Source organism: Pseudoduganella sp. R-31, from assembly GCF_049913235.1.
Taxonomy (GTDB): Bacteria; Pseudomonadota; Gammaproteobacteria; order Burkholderiales; family Burkholderiaceae_D; genus Rugamonas.
The window spans coordinates 6,781,611-6,796,214 of record NZ_CP183986.1; the positions used below are offsets into that span (position 1 = coordinate 6,781,611).

At 61.6% G+C, this 14,604-nt stretch carries 17 protein-coding genes; 11 read left to right on the forward strand and 6 right to left on the reverse strand.

All coding sequences use genetic code 11. The annotated features are described in order from the left end of the window. Positions 1 to 8: 8 nt before the first annotated feature. From ACN9MY_RS30885 to ACN9MY_RS30915, 7 genes are read left to right on the forward strand one after another with little or no spacing between them, the layout of a single operon-like run. Entirely contained in the window at positions 9 to 947 is a 939-nt protein-coding gene (locus ACN9MY_RS30885; RefSeq protein WP_426166263.1) for an MlaD family protein, read from the forward strand. A 19-nt stretch (positions 948 to 966) separates the two neighbouring features. Further along, positions 967 to 1,632, forward strand: coding sequence for an ABC-type transport auxiliary lipoprotein family protein (locus ACN9MY_RS30890; protein ID WP_426336634.1), 666 nt, complete (start codon positions 967 to 969; stop codon positions 1,630 to 1,632). Positions 1,633 to 1,635: 3 nt separating this feature from the next. Next, positions 1,636 to 2,826 (forward strand): VanZ family protein, encoded by a 1,191-nt coding sequence (locus ACN9MY_RS30895; RefSeq protein ID WP_426336635.1) that lies wholly within the window; start codon positions 1,636 to 1,638, stop codon positions 2,824 to 2,826. A 25-nt stretch (positions 2,827 to 2,851) separates the two neighbouring features. Further along, on the forward strand, positions 2,852 to 3,172 hold the full coding sequence (locus ACN9MY_RS30900) for a (2Fe-2S) ferredoxin domain-containing protein (protein ID WP_055932001.1): 321 nt from the start codon (positions 2,852 to 2,854) through the stop codon (positions 3,170 to 3,172). Further along, the gene (locus tag ACN9MY_RS30905) at positions 3,172 to 3,804 is read left to right on the forward strand and encodes an alpha/beta hydrolase (protein ID WP_426172349.1); all 633 of its coding nucleotides are present in this window, start codon (positions 3,172 to 3,174) and stop codon (positions 3,802 to 3,804) included. The genes ACN9MY_RS30900 and ACN9MY_RS30905 overlap by 1 nt, the downstream gene beginning before the upstream one ends. A 37-nt stretch (positions 3,805 to 3,841) precedes the next feature. Then, entirely contained in the window at positions 3,842 to 4,987 is a 1,146-nt protein-coding gene (locus ACN9MY_RS30910; protein WP_426336636.1) for a D-alanyl-D-alanine carboxypeptidase family protein, read from the forward strand. After that, positions 4,987 to 5,862: an aldo/keto reductase gene (locus ACN9MY_RS30915; RefSeq protein ID WP_426336637.1), complete on the forward strand. Its 876-nt coding sequence runs from the start codon at positions 4,987 to 4,989 to the stop codon at positions 5,860 to 5,862. The genes ACN9MY_RS30910 and ACN9MY_RS30915 overlap by 1 nt, the downstream gene beginning before the upstream one ends. Positions 5,863 to 5,968: 106 nt before the next feature. Here ACN9MY_RS30915 and pssA read toward each other — a convergent pair whose 3' ends face one another. Next, on the reverse strand, positions 5,969 to 6,751 hold the full coding sequence (gene pssA, locus ACN9MY_RS30920) for a CDP-diacylglycerol--serine O-phosphatidyltransferase (RefSeq protein ID WP_426166280.1): 783 nt from the start codon (positions 6,749 to 6,751) through the stop codon (positions 5,969 to 5,971). Between the two features lie 113 nt (positions 6,752 to 6,864). Between pssA and ACN9MY_RS30925 the strand changes: the two genes are divergently transcribed. From ACN9MY_RS30925 to ACN9MY_RS30940, 4 genes are all read left to right on the forward strand, one after another. Next, positions 6,865 to 7,854 carry a CAP domain-containing protein gene (locus ACN9MY_RS30925; protein WP_426336638.1) on the forward strand — a complete coding sequence of 330 codons (990 nt, stop codon included), beginning with the start codon at positions 6,865 to 6,867 and terminating at the stop codon, positions 7,852 to 7,854. A gap of 48 nt (positions 7,855 to 7,902) precedes the next feature. Then, positions 7,903 to 8,502 (forward strand): Hpt domain-containing protein, encoded by a 600-nt coding sequence (locus ACN9MY_RS30930; protein WP_426336639.1) that lies wholly within the window; start codon positions 7,903 to 7,905, stop codon positions 8,500 to 8,502. A 456-nt stretch (positions 8,503 to 8,958) separates the two neighbouring features. Continuing rightward, positions 8,959 to 9,681, forward strand: a complete 723-nt coding sequence (locus ACN9MY_RS30935; protein ID WP_426319725.1) for a helix-turn-helix transcriptional regulator — start codon at positions 8,959 to 8,961, stop codon at positions 9,679 to 9,681. Between the two features lie 31 nt (positions 9,682 to 9,712). Further along, positions 9,713 to 10,087: a VOC family protein gene (locus ACN9MY_RS30940; RefSeq protein ID WP_426336640.1), complete on the forward strand. Its 375-nt coding sequence runs from the start codon at positions 9,713 to 9,715 to the stop codon at positions 10,085 to 10,087. Positions 10,088 to 10,094: 7 nt separating this feature from the next. Here ACN9MY_RS30940 and mnmE read toward each other — a convergent pair whose 3' ends face one another. The 5 genes from mnmE to rpmH all read right to left on the reverse strand — a co-directional run bounded on the left by mnmE (position 10,095) and on the right by rpmH (position 14,153). Further along, complete coding sequence (mnmE, locus tag ACN9MY_RS30945; RefSeq protein WP_426319729.1) at positions 10,095 to 11,474, reverse strand: tRNA uridine-5-carboxymethylaminomethyl(34) synthesis GTPase MnmE; 1,380 nt, start codon at positions 11,472 to 11,474, stop codon at positions 10,095 to 10,097. Between the two features lie 134 nt (positions 11,475 to 11,608). Next, positions 11,609 to 13,348: a membrane protein insertase YidC gene (gene yidC / locus ACN9MY_RS30950; protein ID WP_426319731.1), complete on the reverse strand. Its 1,740-nt coding sequence runs from the start codon at positions 13,346 to 13,348 to the stop codon at positions 11,609 to 11,611. Positions 13,349 to 13,356: 8 nt separating this feature from the next. Beyond that, a complete protein-coding gene (gene yidD / locus ACN9MY_RS30955; protein WP_426166301.1) occupies positions 13,357 to 13,590 on the reverse strand; it encodes a membrane protein insertion efficiency factor YidD in 234 nt (77 codons plus the stop codon). Continuing rightward, positions 13,587 to 13,994, reverse strand: a complete 408-nt coding sequence (gene rnpA / locus ACN9MY_RS30960) for a ribonuclease P protein component (RefSeq protein WP_426336641.1) — start codon at positions 13,992 to 13,994, stop codon at positions 13,587 to 13,589. Before rnpA ends, yidD begins: the two co-directional genes overlap by 4 nt. Positions 13,995 to 14,015: 21 nt before the next feature. Beyond that, entirely contained in the window at positions 14,016 to 14,153 is a 138-nt protein-coding gene (rpmH, locus tag ACN9MY_RS30965; protein WP_078035393.1) for a 50S ribosomal protein L34, read from the reverse strand. Between the last annotated feature and the right edge of the window lie 451 nt (positions 14,154 to 14,604).

Here is a 14,604-nt window from a genome sequence, read left to right on the forward strand (position 1 = left end):
AGCAAGGCATGGAAAACAGATCACACGCTTTGATGACAGGTATCTTCACGATCTCGCTGCTGATTGCTGCGATCCTGTTCGGTATCTGGTTCAATCGCGACCGGGTAAAGTATGACCCCTACCTGATTGCGACCACGCAGTCGGTGCCCGGCCTGAATCCGCAGGCGGCGGTGCGCTATCGCGGGCTCGAAATCGGCAAGGTGGACGACATCGATTTCGACCCCAAGCTGGCCGGCCAGATCCTGATCCACCTGAGCATCGACCCGGCGACGCCGATTACCAAGACCACGTATGCGACGCTGGGCTACCAGGGGGTGACCGGCATTGCCTATATCCAGCTGGACGACGAATCTGTCGGCTCTCCGGCGCTGGCGACCAGCAAGCAGAACCCGAGCCGCATCCCGCTGCAACCGGGCCTGTTCGACCAGCTTGAAAAGCGCGGCACGGCAATCCTGGAAAAGGCGGAAGAAGTAGGCAAAAAACTGGATACCCTGCTCAGCCCAGATAACCAGAAGACGATGCTGGCCGCCTTCAGCGACGTGAGCGAGGCAGCCAACTCTTACAAGGACCTGGCAGCGAAGCTGGATCCGGCCGTGCAGAAGATCCCTGCGCTGGTGGAGCACGGCGACCGCGCCTTGCAGTCGGTGGATACGCTGGCCAATGAGGCGAGCAAGGTGGCGCGCACGCTGCAGGGGCCGGACGGCGCCGTGCAGCGCATTACCGCCTCCGTCGATCGCGCGACGACTTCCGTCGAGGCGGTGGCCAGCGGGGTTGAACTGGAAACCCTGCCGGGCGTGACCGGGCTGGCCGACGAGACCAAGTCTTCCATGCGCGCCATTCGCCGCACCATGAATAATATTAGCGATCGCCCATCGAGTATCCTGTTCGGCGCGCCCGGCACGCCGCCGGGACCGGGCGAACCTGGCTTTGACCCGACGGGAAAATAAAGGCAAACAAGGACCAGCAATGAAGAAAAACAAACTCCTGATCGCCGTTGCAGCTGCCGCCGCGCTGGCTGGCTGCGCCAGCAAGGGCCCGCAGCCGACCTCCTACGACTTCGGGCCGATGGGCGCACCGTTGCCGGCAGCCAGCCTGGCGTCCGCCACCGCAGGCAGCAGCGGCACCAATGGCAGCAATGGCAGCAATGGCGCCGCCGGCCCGGCAGCTGGAATTCCGGCCCTGGTCGTATCGGACGTGAGCGGGCCGGCTTCGCTCGACACGCAGCGCATGTTCTACCGCCTGATGTATGCCGACGCCCGCCAGTCGCGCCCTTATGCCTACAACAACTGGTCGGTAACGCCGCTGCAGCTGCTGTCGCAGCGCCTGAAAGCGCGCATCGCGCAAGCCGGCGTCAAGGTCGTGTCGACCACCGACGCGGCCGGCGGCCTGCCCCTGCTGCGCCTCGAGGCAGACGAGTTCTCGCAGAACTTCGACAGCGCCACCCGGAGCAGCGCCAGCATCACCCTGCGCGCCTCGGTATTCCGCAACCACAAGCTGGTCGACCAGCGCACCTTCAGCCGCACTGCGCAGGCCCCGAGCGCCGACGCGGCAGGCGGCGCCAGCGCACTGGCCGAAAGCACCGACGGCATCGCCGCCGACATCCTGGCCTGGCTGGCAAGCATGCCCAAGTAAACCATGAGCGAAGAAGCGCCCGCCCCAGCCCCCGCGCCGACGCCTGCCCCGGCCCCCAAGCCGCCGCTGCGTACCGGCTCACCGGTGGCACGCGCCACCCTGCTCGCCTATACGGTGCTGATCGTGTATGCGAGCTGGTTCCCCTTCTCCGGCTGGCAGAACCAGGGGCTGTCGCCGCTGATCTTCCTTGAGTGGACTTCGCTGCCGCGCTACTGGACGGGCTTTGATGCCGGCATCAACGTGATCGGCTACGTCCCTTTCGGCATGCTGCTCGTCTATGCGATGCGGCCCAGGATCACCGGCTTCTGGGCCTTCCTGCTGGCCAGCATTGCCGGCATGCTGGTCTCCGGCACGATGGAAGCGGTGCAGACCTACCTGCCGACCCGCGTTTCCTCCAACCTGGACTTCTACACCAACAGCGCGGGTTCGATCATCGGCGCCTTCATCGGCGCGCTGACCGCGCACAAGCTGATGGACACCAGCAATGCCTACAAGCTGCGCCAGCGCTGGTTCGCCCAGCACGCCAGCCAGGGCCTGGTGCTGGTAGCGCTATGGCCGCTGACCCAGATCTACCCGCAGGGCTTCCTGTTCGGCCTGGGCCAGTTGCTGCCGATCCTGTCCGAGTGGCTTAGCGAATTGCTGGACATGGAGATCGACCTGGCTGCCATGGTGCGGCCGGACGTGACGTTGACGGTGGAGCAGTACTGGCTGTCCGAGACCATCGTTACCGCCTGCGGCATGGTGGGCGCCGCCCTGACCCTGCTGTGCATCCTGCGCAAGCCGGCCCCGCGCGCGCCGCTGGTGGCCCTGCTGGTGGTCGCCGCCGTGCTGGTGAAATCACTCTCGACCGCGCTGCAGCTCGGCCCCGACTCAGCCTTCGTGTGGGTCACGCCGGGAGCCCAGGGTGGCTTCCTGATCGGCGTGATCATGCTGGGCGGCCTGATTTTCGCGCCCCACGTGGCGCAGCGCCGGCTGGCGGTGGCGACGCTGCTGCTCAGCCTCCTGATCGTCAATACGACCCCGACCAATCCATACTTCAGCGAAACGCTGCAGACCTGGGTGCGGGCGAAATTCCTCAACTTCTACGGCGCGGCCCAGTTCCTGTCGCTGGCGTGGCCATTGGCAGCCCTCTGGTACCTTTGCCTCCCATCGCACAAGCTGAACAAGGAAACCCGGGAAACCCCGGTAAAATAAGCGCCTGCATTAAGAAAGGCTTCAGATGAGCGACAACCAATACTACAAGCATCACGTGTTCTTCTGTACGAACCACCGTGATGACGGCCGCGAAAGCTGCGGCCCGCGCGGCGCCGAAGCCGCACAAAAGCACGCCAAGAAACGCTGCAAGGAACTTAACCTGAACGGCGAAGGCAAGGTGCGCATCAATTCCGCCGGCTGCCTGGACCGCTGCGAACACGGCCCGGTCGCCGTGGTCTACCCCGAAGGCACCTGGTACACCTACGTTGACACTGCCGACATCGACGAAATCGTCGACAGCCACCTGGTCAACGGCAAAGAAGTAGAGCGCCTGAAAATCAAATGATGAACAAGAATTCCGAGAAGTTTTCGCTGCAGGGCGGCGCCGGCCTGATGGAAGGCCTGATCGACATGCCGGCCGGCACGCCGAAAGGCATCGCCCTGGTGGCCCACCCGCACCCGCTGTACGGCGGCACCATGGAAAACAAGGTGGCACAGACCCTGGCGCGCACCTTCGTGGCGCTGGGCTATGTGGCCGCACGCATCAACTTCCGCGGCGTGGGCGCATCCGAGGGTGTACATGACCACGGACACGGCGAAACCGACGACATGATGATCCTGTACCAGCACATGGTTCAGCGCTTCCCCGGCCTGCCGGTGTCGCTATCGGGATTCTCGTTCGGCACCTTCGTGCAATCGCACCTGGCGCAGCGCCTGGCCGCTGCCGGCACCCCGGCGGAACGCCTGGTGCTGGTCGGTACCGCCGCTGCCAAATGGCAGATCGCCGACGTACCGGCAGACACCATCCTGATCCACGGCGAAAACGATGAAACGATCCCGTTGATCGACGTGCTGGATTACGCACGCCCGCAGGACATTCCTGTGATCGTGATTCCCGGCGCCGACCATTTCTTCCACCGCAAGCTCGGCCACATCAAGAATTGGGTGATCGCCTTGTGGGGATCGAAAGCACAATGATTTCCCCCGCAACCCCTATCAGTAAGAACAAGCACCAATGAAAAAGATCATCGCTGCACTGGCAACCAGTGTGCTGCTCATGACTTCCGCGGTGGCGCAGACGCTGCCGCCGCCGACCATCGCCGCCAAATCCTGGCTGCTGCTGGATTCCTCCAGCGGCCAGGTGATCGCCGCCCAGGACCCGGATTCGCGCGTGGAACCGGCTTCCCTGACCAAGATCATGACCGCCTACCTGACCTTCCAGGCCATCAAGGACAAGAAGCTGACCCTGGACCAGAAGGTGAACGTGTCGGTCAAGGCTTGGAAAGTGGACTCCAGCTCGTCGAAGATGTTCATCGATCCGGCCACCCCGGTCTCGATCAACGACCTGCTGTACGGCCTGATGGTCCAATCCGGCAATGACGCCGCCGTGGCACTGGCGGAAGCCGTAGCCGGCGACGAATCGACCTTCGTCACCCTGATGAACCGTGAAGCGCAGCGCATGGGCATGACCAATTCCCACTTCGCCAACGCGCACGGCCTGCCGTCGCCGGAGAACTACACCACCGCGCGCGACCTGTCCGTATTGGCGCGCCACGTGATCCAGGATTACCCTGAGTTCTACAAGATCGATTCGGTGAAGAGCTTCACCTACAACAAGATCACCCAGCAGAACCGCAACCGCCTGCTGTGGCTCGACCCGACCGTCGACGGCATGAAGACCGGCCATACCGAATCGGCCGGCTACTGCATGGTGGCTTCGGCCAAGCGCCCGGCCGGCAACCTGGAGCGCCGCCTGATCTCGGTGGTGATGGGCACCAATTCCGACGGCACCCGCACTGCGGAAAGCCAGAAGCTGCTGAACTGGGGCTTCCAGAACTTCGACACCGTGAAGCTGTATTCCAAGGGCCAGGCCGTCTATACCCCGGAGATCTGGAAAGGTTCGCAGGCGACCGTGAAGATCGGCTTTACCAACGACGTGCTGGTGACCGTGCCAAAGGGCGTAGCAGCCAAGATGAAGCCCCTGCTGGAGCGCAAGGACCCGCTGGTGGCGCCTATCGCGGCCAATACCCGCGTCGGCACGCTGAAGATGATGGTGGATGGCAAACCGCTGCTGGAACTGCCGGTTGTGGCGCTCGAAACGGTTGACCAGGCTTCGATCTTCGGCCGCGCATGGGATTCCGTGCGCCTGTGGATGAAGTAATGGCGAAACTGGGCCTTTCCCGCGTCGTCGCGGGCATGTGGCGCATGACCGAATGGGACATGACGCCGCAGCAGCGGCTGGCCTTCATCGAGCAGTGCATCGCGCTGGGCGTGACTTCCTTCGACCATGCCGACATTTACGGCGGCTATGGCGTGGAAGGCTTGTTCGGCGAGGCGCTGGCGTTGAAGCCTGCGCTGCGCGAGCAGATACAGATCGTGAGCAAGTGCGGCATCAAGCTGGTTTCCGGCCGCCGGCCGACGCATACCATCCAGCATTACGACACCAGCTCCGCGCATATCGTGGCGTCGGTGGAGAATTCGCTGAAGGAGCTGCGCACGGATTACCTGGATTTGCTGCTGATTCATCGTCCGGACCCTTTGATGGACTTCGATGAGGTGGCAAATACGTTCCAGCGCTTGCGGTCTGAGGGGAAGGTGCGGGAGTTCGGGGTGTCGAACTTTTCGCGGCATCAGTTCGAGACGCTGAACAAGCGGGTGCCGCTGGCGACAAACCAGGTGGAGTTTTCTCCGCTGCACCTGGAGCCGATGTTTGATGAGACTTTCGATGGGCTGCAGGACCTGGGCGTGCAGCCGATGATCTGGTCGCCTTTGGGCGGCGGGCGCTTGTTCACCGCCGGCGACGAGCAGGGTGAGCGGCTGCGCTTGAAGATCAAGGAAGTGGCGGATGAATTGAATCGTCCGTTTGCGAGCGTGGTGTTTGCGTGGATTATGCAGTTGCCTTGCAGGCCGGTGCCTTTGACCGGCTCCGGTCGCATTGAGTCGGTCCAGGTGGCGGTCGAAGCGACGCAGTTTTCTCTTAGCAGGCCGCAGTGGTTTGAGATCCTGCGTGCGGCGCGGGGGCATGAAGTGGCCTGAAAAACCGGCACCCCGGTGCCTGACCCGCAGGGTCAGGCACCGATACGCGGCGGCCGCTGGACAGGTGTCAGACCCTGCGGGTCTGACACCGAATTACCGGTTCTAATCAGTCATCCGGAAAAACCTGCGGCGGCGCAATCCCGCGCCACCCGGCACGCCAGGCCAGGTTCAGCCCCACGGTGAACGCAATGTACACCACAAAGAACAGCACAAAGTAATAAGCCCGCAGCCAGACCAGCAACCCCACATTCACCGCCAGCAGCACCAGCGCCGCGGTGGACTTCTTCTGCTTCGAGCTAGGGAAGCGAATGGTCGACACCATCAGGCTGCCCACCACAAACAGCAGGGCTACGACGAAATAGCCCTCAAGGCTCGAATCCGGAAACTCCGGCCACGCCACCACCACCGACGCCACGCAAGCCGCGCCCGCGGTAATCGGCATCCCCACGAAGTACTTCGGATCGGTCCGTCCCACATTCACATTAAAGCGCGCCAGCCGCAGCGCACCGCAAGCGACGAAGAAGAACGCCGCAATCCCGCCAATCCGCAGCAGGGTCGGATCGGCCGGCCCCATCTGCACGAAGCCATAGCAGTACAGCAGCACCGCAGGTGCGCAGCCAAAGTTCATCACGTCGGCAATCGAGTCGAGCTGCACGCCGAAGTCGGAACCGGTACCGGTGGCGCGCGCCACGAAGCCATCCAGCGCGTCGAAGATCCCGGCCAGCACCAGCAAGGCGGCCGCCAGGCGGTAGTCCTGCGCCAGCCCGAGATGGGCGTTGTCGACGGAGATCACAATGCTGGCAAAGCCGCAGGCGATCGAGAGCAGCGTTACCGTGCTAGGTAAGGCAAATTTGGCGCGTTGGAGTCGCTGATGTCGTTGAGTATTCAAATTAAGGCAATGATGATCAAAAAAGAAAGGCTATTTTACCCTGCTCGAGGATTTACAAAAGAAACACATATTGCCTGAAATTGGCATAGAATCGCGCCATAAAGGAGTTCATTATGAATACCCTCATTAAATGGCACCAAAAGCCGATAGCCCTGCTGGTCGCAGCCTTGCTTACCGCTTGCGGTGGCGGCGGCGGCGGTGACAGTTCCGCACCGCCGGTGCTGACCCCGCCGGTGACCAATCCGCCAACGACAGCGTGCGTTGTATCGCCGACCGGCCTGCCCGGCGCCACGGGCGACACGGCCATCGACGGCTTCAACTGGTTCAATTACCGCCGCGCCGACATTGGCCTGGCTATGCTGTCGTGTAATGAACTCCTGAACAAGGCCGCCCTGGCCCACTCGAACTACCTGCGCCTGAATAACATCGTGTCGCACGACGAGGTTCCTGGCAACCCAGGCTTTACCGGCGCGACGTTGCCGGACCGCCTGGCCAGCGCAGGCTACATCCTGGGCGAGAACAACTATGCCTATGGTGAAGTGATTTCCGCTGCCAGCGACCGTTCTGGCTTCTACCACGCGGAAGAATTGATCGCTGCGATCTATCACCGCTTCGTGATCTTCGAACCCCAGTTCCGCGAGATGGGCACTGGCGCCTCGACCTCGGGCAGCGGCTACACCTACTTCACCTCCGACATGGCGACCCACAACGGCTTTGGCGCCGGGCTGGGTAAAGGCAACACTGTTACCTACCCGAAGAATGGCCAGGTTTCTGTCCCGACCTCGTTCGACAGCGATACCGAATCGCCCGATCCGGTGCCGAACCTGAATCGTGTCGGCTACCCGGTCAGCATTCACTCGGATATCACCACCACCGACGGCATCAAGGTGACTGCGGCAAACTTCACCATCCGCCCGCGCGGAGGTTCGCCGCTCGCCACGCGCCTGTTGACGAGCGCGACGGACTCGGAACACACGCGGAAACAGTCCGCAGCCATTGTTCCGCTGACAACGCTGCTGTCCAACACGACGTATGACGTCAGCTTCGTGGGCACGGTCGACGGCATCGCCGTGACGAAAAACTGGTCATTTACGACAAAATAGAGTCCCGCCCCTAGCCCACATCGGGACAGAGTGCTAAATTCTGTCCTGATGAACAAGCTTCTTTCCAGCGCACCAATACGCCAGCGCCTCGACATCGAGGAGGGACTGGACCGCCTGATGGGCGAGCGTGCGCTGTATCTTCAAATCCTGCGCCGCTTCCTGCAGGACTATCGCGATTCCTGTGAACGTATCCAGTCGCTGCTCGCGCAGCAGCTGGACGCCAAGGCGCAACTGGCAGCGCACTCCCTGAAAGGTTCCGCCGGCCTGATTGGCGCGCAGCTGGTGCACGACCAGGCGGTGCTGGTGGAAAACGCGATCGCCGACGGCGCCGACCCGGCCGCCCTGGTAGAGCAACTCGCAGTGCTGCTGCGCGAGACTTGCGGCAGCATCGACGATCTCTTACGCGAGCATGGCGACAAAGCCGCATCGAGCGAAACGCCGGCAGTCGATCCCGCGCAATTGCGCGCACTGATCGAAGAACTGGTGGGACTGTTGCGTGAGGGTGATGGCGCGGCCATCGACCTGGTGGAGAAATCGGCGACGATACTTGCAACTGCGCTGGGCGTGCCGACCTTCCAGATGATTGCGGCGGCTACGCATGCATTCGATTTCGAGACTGCGCTGGACGTGCTGGAGATGGAACTCTAGCCGCTATCAACCTGAGAAGTGCGCCTCTTCATCGAAGGAATCCGCGCACTCCTTGCCGCAGAACCGGCGCACTGCATCCAAGGGTTTTTCGCAGTACCAGCAGGAGCCTTTGGGAGGCAGAGATTGGCGCACGCCGCTTGGACGCTCGGCCGTTGCGACACTTTGTGCGGGTGGGATTTCCTGTTGCGTCTCCACGATATTCCCCTTTACTGACAAGCCCTGGAACCAAGGTTACTGCTTTGCGCGGACAGGAGCATGACCTGCCTCAACAAAATAATAGCAGGATTAAATCAGTGGCATAGGGGACGCAACGTGCGCCAGCGCACCAAAAGAAACATAAATATTCCAATGGGATGCGCCGGCGCGATAGGACTTTGTTCCGTGACATCACAATGATGCGGAAGCCGCGAAGATGCCTTATCTTTGCATCCCGCTTTCACTGCAACTGCCAAACCCATGTCACGTTCCGAACGCCTGCTCAATCTCTTGCAAGTCCTGCGGCGCTACCGCCGCCCGGTCAGCGGCCAGGTCCTGGCCAATGAACTTGGCATCAGCATCCGCACCTTGTATCGCGATATCGCCAGCCTGCAGGCCCAAGGGGCCATGATTGAAGGCGAACCGCGTATCGGCTACGTCATGAAGCCCGGCTTTATGCTGCCGCCCTTGATGTTTGGCTCGGAAGAGCTGGATGCCCTGGTGCTGGGCATGCGCTGGGTCGCGGATCGCTGCGACCCGACGCTGGTCGAGGGAGCCATGAATGTGTTGGCCAAGGTTTCAGCCGTGTTGCCAGCAGAGTTGCGACGCGAGTTGGATGAGTCGGCGCTGCTGGTTGGCGCCCCATTGCGCAGGCCTGGCAACCCGCCGTCTCCCGACATGCTGCGCAATGCCGTGCGCTCCGAACAGAAGCTGCTGATCACTTACGCGGATGGCAGCGGCATCCGGACGCAACGCGTAGTGTGGCCTTTTGCCTTGGTCTATTTTGACCAGGCCAGGGTGCTGATGTGCTGGTGCGAGCTGAGAAACGGCTTCCGCAACTTCCGTGCAGATCGGATTCTGGCAACAGCGGAAACGCATGAACGCTATCCGAAGCGACGCGCCGCCCTGCTGCGCGAATGGCGCAAGGCGCATCGGGAAGCCGCCGAATCAATACTGCCAGAATCTGGCAGGATAGGAACTTAAACTGGGCCCTCTTTCAAATCAGGAGCTCAGAATGAAATTCGCATCGGTACGCGTGGTGACGCAGGATCTCGACAGCATGATCGCGTTTTACCAGCACCTTTCCGGCATCACGGCAAACCGTCCCGCAGAGGGTTTTGCAGAAATCCACTTCAACGGGGCCGTGCTGGCCCTTTCTTCAGAACGGCTGATCGCCCTGTTCAATGTGGGCGCGGCAAAAGCAGCAGCCAATCAATCGGCAATCCTGGAGTTTGAAGTCAGCGACGTGGATGCAGTGTTCGAGCGGGTAGCCGGCAATGGCGTTGATATCGTCATGCCGACAACGAGAATGCCGTGGGGGAACCGCTCCTTGCTGCTACGCGACCCTGACGGCAATCTCGTCAACATCTTCTCCCGTCCCGCCAATTAGCGGTGCTTCATTTGCCGATGCAGAAGCGGGAGAAGATCACGCCCAGCAGGTCGTCGGAGGAGAACTCGCCGGTGATGGTGGAAAGCTGCACTTGCGCGAGACGCAGTTCTTCCGCGAACAAGTCCAGCGACTGGTCGGTTTGCGCCGCGTGCTGGCCGGCATAGTCAAGGTGGCGGGACGCGTTGCGCAAGGCGATCAGGTGGCGTTCGCGCGCGAGGTAGAGCGACTCGCCGGTCTGCTGCCAGCCGGCGATGCGCAGCAGTTCCGCGCGCAGCAGGTCGATGCCGGTCTTCTCGTTGGCGGAAAGGTAGATGTGCGTTGCATCGGCCATCTGGTCGACCGACGGCTTATGGCCCGACAGGTCGATCTTGTTCCAGATGCGCAGCACCGGCACGCCTTGCGGGAAGTTCGCGACGATGGTTTCGTCATGCCGGGTCGGGCCGTGGTCGGCGTCCAGCAGGTGCAGGATGACGTCGGCCTTGCCCACTTCGCCCCAGGTGCGTTCGATGCCGATGCGCTCCACCACGTCCACCGTTTCATCGTGGCCGCGGATACCAGCGGTGTCGATGATGTTGAGCGGGATGCCTTCGATCTGGATGGTCTCGCTGACCTTGTCGCGCGTGGTGCCGGCGATCGGCGTGACGATGGCGACTTCGGCGCCGGCCAGTGCGTTCAGGAGTGAGGACTTGCCCACGTTCGGCTGGCCGACCAGCACCACGTTCAGGCCTTCACGCAGCAGCGCGCCTTGCGAGGCTTGCTTGAACACCTGGTCGAGGGCTTCGACGATGCCTTTCAGTTGGCCGCGTGCATCGGACTTTTCGAGGAAGTCGATTTCTTCTTCCGGGAAGTCGAGCGTGGCTTCCACCAGCATGCGCAGGTGGGTGACGCGTTCTACCAGGGCGTGGATGGTCTGCGAGAAGGCGCCGCTCAGGCTTGCGCTGGCGGATTTGGCGGCGGCTTCGGTGGAGGCGTCGATCAGGTCGGCGACGGCTTCGGCCTGGGCCAGGTCCAGCTTGTCGTTCAGGTAGGCGCGGCGGGTGAATTCGCCGGGTTCGGCCAGGCGCAGGCCTTGTTCGGCGCCGGCTTCCAGCACGCGCTGCAGCAGCATTTGCAGGACGATCGGGCCGCCGTGCCCTTGCAGCTCGATGACGTCTTCGCCGGTGTAGGAGTGCGGGGCTTTGAACCAGATTGCGATGCCCTGGTCGATCACGGTGCCGTCGGCTTGCGTGAAGGGGATGTAGGTGGCGTGGCGGGGCTTGAGGTCTGCGTCCTTGAATAGGGCTTTTGCCAGCGCCTGCAGGTTCTTGCCGCTGGCGCGCACGACGCCGATGCCGCCGCGGCCGGGGGCTGTGGCGATTGCTGCGATGGGGGAGGAGTCTAGGTTCATTTGGTGATTTTATTCTCTAAAACCGGTAAACCTGTGTCAGACCCGCAGGGTCTGACACTGTCTGCTCCACGGCCTGGGGTTTCGGCGGTTTTCCGGTTAAAAAAAGCCCGCGTCTGGCGCGGGCTTTTCAGTAATTACTTGGCTACGCCAACTTCTAACTTCTTGGTAATCACCCACTGCTGCGCAATCGACAGCAGGTTGTTCACCACCCAGTACAGCACCAGGCCGGACGGGAAGAAGAAGAACATGACCGAGAAGGCAATCGGCATGAACATCATCATCTTCGCCTGCACCGGATCCGCAGGCTGCGGGTTCAGGCGGGTGGTGATGTACATCGAAATCGCGTACAGGATCGGCAGGATCGCCCATGGGTCGTGCTGGGTCAGGTCGGTGATCCACAGCGCCCATGGAGCGCCGCGCATTTCAACCGACGCGTTCAGCACCCAGTACAGGGCGATAAACACCGGCATCTGCACCAGGATCGGCAGGCAGCCGCCGAGAGGATTGATCTTCTCGGTCTTGTACAGCTCCATCATGGCCTGGTTCATCTTCTGCGGATCGCCTTTGTAGCGCTCGCGGATGGCGGTCATCTTCGGCGTGACGGTCTTCATCTTCGCCATCGAGCGGAAGGAAGCGGCGGACAGCGGGAAGAACAGCAGCTTGATCGCCACGGTGAAGGCGATGATGGTCCAGCCCCAGTTGCCAACCACGGAGTGGATGGCAGCCATTGCCGCCCACATCGGGCGCGCCACGATCGCCAGCCAGCCGTAGTCCTTGACCAGGTCCAGGCCTTCGGTCACTTGCTTCAGGGTGTCGGTGTCCTGCGGGCCGGAGTACAGGCGGGCATTGTTGGTGACCGACGCGCCTGGCGCCAGGGTGCCCAGCGGCTGCACGACGCCGATGGAGTACAGGTTGTCGCCTTCTTTCTTGGTGAAGATAGTGCGCTCCAGCTTATCCTGCGGCACGAAAGCGGACACGAAGAAGTGCTGCGCAATCGCGACCCAGCCGTCCTTTGCCTCGGTCACGTGGCCAGGCTTGAACTTGGGATCTTCCGCCAGCGACTTGGCATCTTTCTCGATCTGCTTGAACTCGTACTTCTTATAGTGGCTCTCCGAGGTGTACATGGTCGGGGCGATGAACGATGGGTTCATGAAGCCCGAACCTTCCGGCGGCGTGCCGTCATGCTTCAGCTGCAGGTAGAGCTGAGGGCTCACCGGAGCGGCGCCGGTGTTGGTGACGGTATGCTGCACATCCACCACGTAGTCGCCCTTCTTGAAGGTGAAGGTCTTGACCAGCTTGACGCCGCCCTGCTCCGCTTCCAGCACCAGTTTGACCTGGTTGGCATCATTCAGCACGCGCGCGCCCGGCTGGGCCACGAATGGAGTCTGGTGGTTAGGCAGGTTAGGCGCGTTCACCAGGCCGGTTTCGCCCAGGTAGATATGCTTGCCGTTTTCGCTGAACAGCACTTCGGTGTTGTTGCCACCCTTAGGTTTGCAGAACTCGAACAGGCCCCAGCAGCCGCCCAGCCAGCCCGGATCGGCGCTGCCCTTGTGCTTCAGCAGTTCCAGGCGCTTGATGGTGCCGCCCAGGGTGTCGATATCGACGCGCATCACGTCGGTGGTGATGGTCACCACTTCGGTCTTGATCGGAGCAGCAACCGCAGTGCCATTCACCGCAGCAGCAGCGCCGGCGGCAGCGGCAGCAGAAGCAGGCGTGCCCGCGGCAGTCGCGGAGGCCGAAGCTACGGCGGCTGGCTTGGCAGGAGCCGGAGCAAACATGGACGGCTTGCCGGTCGAGATCATCCAGTTATTCCACAGGATAACCAGCGAGACCGCGAAGACGATCCACAGGATTGAGCGTTTATTGATATCCATTCGGTTCTTCAGGAGTGGTTGAAGTGCTTGGGCGGCACGGGATCGACCCCGCCCGCGTTCCAGGGATGGCAGCGGCAAACCCGGCGAAACGCCAGGTAACTGCCATGAGCCGCACCATGCTCGCGCACAGCTTCGAGCGCATAGTTGGAGCAGCTAGGGTAAAAACGGCAACTCGGTGCACCCATCAGCGGACGGATGACCCATTGGTAAAAGCGCAGCAGGATGGTCAGCAGCGTTTTCATTTTGCCGGCCTGGCCTTGTTAGCCGATGCAAAGAGGCGCGTCAGTTCCTGGCGCAGTTCGGCCTTCAGCTTGGCCGTGGTGGCCGGGCCGTCCTTGCTATTGACGGGGCGCGACAGGCGCACCACGCAATCAATGCAGGGAAGGCTGGACACGCGGAACAGTTCGCGCGTGACGCGCTTGATGGTGTTGCGGGTAACCGCGCGCGGTGCAAAGCGTTTGGCAACGACAATGCCCAGCCGCGCATTCGGCAGCTGGTTCTGGCGGGTATAGAGCACGAAGTGCGCGCTCTTCTGCGTTGGCCGCAAACTAAAAACGGATGAAAATTCATCCGTTTTTATGATGCGCCGAGCGCGAGCGAAGTCGTGTCTGCCTTCGCCTGTCGAGCTGTTAGGACAGCTTTCCACGCGATCAGCTAACAAGCGTGCTTAAACTACAGCCAGACGCTTGCGGCCTTTTGCACGACGTGCGTTCAGGACTTGACGGCCACCACGGGTAGCCATACGGGCGCGGAAGCCGTGGGTGCGCTTGCGACGCACAACGGAAGGTTGGTAAGTACGTTTCATGTTGGTCTCGCTTAAAAATACAAAATCGGGACGGGAAAGGTGTCCCTAAAAATGTTGGTGCCAATGACATTTCGCGCACTGCGCCAATCTCACTGCCCGCTAAATCCGCGCATCGTATCTGAAAAATTACGGACTACGGGCGGGGAACCCAGAATTATCAGGATTTTTCGGTTTACTGTCAACCACTTAAACCGCTGCAAACCGGTAAAACGGTGTCAGACCCGCAGGGTCTGACACCAGCCTGCGGCAGCCGCGGATCGGTGCCTGACCCTGCGGGTCAGGCACCGGTTTACCGGTTTGAATAAGTTTGGTTGCAAAAAACCCAACCCCAGCACGCTTGTGCAAAATTTCTGGTTAACCTGTGGATAACTTCCGACTTAGCGGCTAGAATAGCGCGTTACGTGTGGCGATTACGAACGCCCTCCCACACTTTTTGCATATAGATAGATTC

What these genes read in the sequence shown, in the direction of transcription:
- ACN9MY_RS30895 (WP_426336635.1), top strand. Translation starts at nt 1,636, where the DNA reads ATGAGCGAAGAAGCGCCCGCCCCAGCCCCCGCGCCGACGCCTGCCCCG.
- ACN9MY_RS30885 (WP_426166263.1), top strand. Translation starts at nt 9, where the DNA reads ATGGAAAACAGATCACACGCTTTGATGACAGGTATCTTCACGATCTCG.
- ACN9MY_RS30935 (WP_426319725.1), top strand. Translation starts at nt 8,959, where the DNA reads ATGTCACGTTCCGAACGCCTGCTCAATCTCTTGCAAGTCCTGCGGCGC.
- ACN9MY_RS30925 (WP_426336638.1), top strand. Translation starts at nt 6,865, where the DNA reads ATGAATACCCTCATTAAATGGCACCAAAAGCCGATAGCCCTGCTGGTC.
- mnmE (WP_426319729.1), bottom strand. Translation starts at nt 11,474, where the DNA reads ATGAACCTAGACTCCTCCCCCATCGCAGCAATCGCCACAGCCCCCGGC.
- ACN9MY_RS30940 (WP_426336640.1), top strand. Translation starts at nt 9,713, where the DNA reads ATGAAATTCGCATCGGTACGCGTGGTGACGCAGGATCTCGACAGCATG.
- ACN9MY_RS30900 (WP_055932001.1), top strand. Translation starts at nt 2,852, where the DNA reads ATGAGCGACAACCAATACTACAAGCATCACGTGTTCTTCTGTACGAAC.
- ACN9MY_RS30905 (WP_426172349.1), top strand. Translation starts at nt 3,172, where the DNA reads ATGAACAAGAATTCCGAGAAGTTTTCGCTGCAGGGCGGCGCCGGCCTG.
- ACN9MY_RS30890 (WP_426336634.1), top strand. Translation starts at nt 967, where the DNA reads ATGAAGAAAAACAAACTCCTGATCGCCGTTGCAGCTGCCGCCGCGCTG.
- ACN9MY_RS30910 (WP_426336636.1), top strand. Translation starts at nt 3,842, where the DNA reads ATGAAAAAGATCATCGCTGCACTGGCAACCAGTGTGCTGCTCATGACT.
- ACN9MY_RS30915 (WP_426336637.1), top strand. Translation starts at nt 4,987, where the DNA reads ATGGCGAAACTGGGCCTTTCCCGCGTCGTCGCGGGCATGTGGCGCATG.
- yidD (WP_426166301.1), bottom strand. Translation starts at nt 13,590, where the DNA reads ATGAAAACGCTGCTGACCATCCTGCTGCGCTTTTACCAATGGGTCATC.
- rpmH (WP_078035393.1), bottom strand. Translation starts at nt 14,153, where the DNA reads ATGAAACGTACTTACCAACCTTCCGTTGTGCGTCGCAAGCGCACCCAC.
- ACN9MY_RS30930 (WP_426336639.1), top strand. Translation starts at nt 7,903, where the DNA reads ATGAACAAGCTTCTTTCCAGCGCACCAATACGCCAGCGCCTCGACATC.
- yidC (WP_426319731.1), bottom strand. Translation starts at nt 13,348, where the DNA reads ATGGATATCAATAAACGCTCAATCCTGTGGATCGTCTTCGCGGTCTCG.